This is a genomic window from Arthrobacter pullicola (assembly GCF_014836875.1).
Classification (GTDB): Bacteria; Actinomycetota; Actinomycetes; order Actinomycetales; family Micrococcaceae; genus Arthrobacter_B; species Arthrobacter_B pullicola.
Map to the genome: position 1 here is coordinate 1 of NZ_JACSQC010000014.1, position 1,480 is coordinate 1,480.

The 1,480-nt window shown below is 64.3% G+C and carries 1 protein-coding gene; it reads left to right on the plus strand.

All coding sequences use genetic code 11. The features are described 5' to 3' along the window. Positions 1–245 precede the first annotated feature (245 nt). A complete protein-coding gene (locus H9638_RS16670) occupies positions 246–1,457 on the plus strand; it encodes an IS110 family RNA-guided transposase (protein ID WP_191749357.1) in 1,212 nt (403 codons plus the stop codon). Positions 1,458–1,480 lie beyond the last annotated feature (23 nt).

The following is a 1,480-nucleotide window of genomic DNA, read 5'->3' on the forward strand; positions in this document are numbered from 1 at the left end:
TGCCCCGTTACCTTTTTCGTAGCCCGTTCCTGATGCAGGATATGGGTGTGTTGGCCGGTCGGTTCCGGCATGGTTTTTGCCCCCAGTCATCCATGATCCGGGGGGTGTTGCCACCGGAACCGACATGGCAGCCGGGGAAACGCTAATAGAGGCACGACCCAACGGTTCTTCGTAACGTGGATGCGACTCCTGCCGCCGGAACCAGCCAGCACCGTCAGTCTCACTGCGAATAGACGGGGGTAATCATGATTCTGGAGCACGAGAGTGTCGACGTTTTCCTGGGCTTGGACGTCGGCAAGACCGGCCACCACGCAGTGGCCCTGAATCGGGCCGGCAAAAAGCTCTACGACAAAGCACTGCCGCAGGACGAAACGAAGATGCGGGACATCATCATCAAGCTCACCGAGCAAGGGAAGGTCCTGGTCATCGTGGATCAGCCCGCGAGCATCGGGGCTCTGCCCGTCGCTGTCGCCCGGGACGCCGGTGCAACCGTGGGGTATCTGCCAGGGTTGGCGATGCGTCGGATCGCGGACCTGCACCCGGGCCAGGCGAAAACCGATGCCCGGGACGCGGCGATCATTGCCGAAGCCGCCCGGTCCATGCCGCATACCCTGCGGTCGGTGGAACTCGATGATGAAACGCTGGCCGAGCTCGGAGTGCTCTGCGGGTTCGATGACGACCTCACCGGACAGATCACCGCAACCTCGAACCGGATCCGCGGGCTGCTCACCCAGATCCACCCGGCCTTGGAGCGTGCCCTGGGCCCGCACCTGGACCATCCGGCGGTGGCGGATCTCCTCACCCGGTACCCGACCCCGCAAGCCTTGAGAACGGCTGGCCGCGGACATGTCAGAGCCCGGCTGAAAAAGCACGCGCCACGGGCCGCCGAACGCCTGACCGAGGCAATATTCGATGCTCTGGGCCAGCAAACGGTCGTGGTCGTCGGCACCTCAGCGGCCGGGATCGTGCTGCCGAAACTGGCGGAACAGCTCCTGGCGTTGCGCCGGCAACGCGACGAGATCACCGCCCAGGTCGAAGCCCTCGTGGAGGCCCACCCTCTTTACGAGGTCCTGACCTCGATGCCCGGCATCGGAGTCAGGACCTGCGCAAGAATCCTCACCGAAGTCACCGGTAAACACTTCGCCTCCGCCGCGCACCTGGCCTCGTACGCCGGAATCGCACCGGTAACGCGTCGCTCCGGGACCTCGATCCGGGGTGAGCATCCCAGCCGGCGGGGCAATAAGAAACTCAAGCGAGCCCTGTTCCTCTCCGCCTTCGCCGCGCTGCATCATCCGGCCTCGAGGGCGTATTACGACCGCAAACGTGCCGAGGGGAAACGGCATAACCAAGCGATCATTGCCCTGGCCCGGCGTCGTTCTGATGTCCTCTTCGCGATGCTCCGCGACGGCACCTTGTTCGAAGACCCCGTGCCCAAGAACCTGCCCTCAGCCGCTTGACGAAAACCATAGAGGCACCCCCC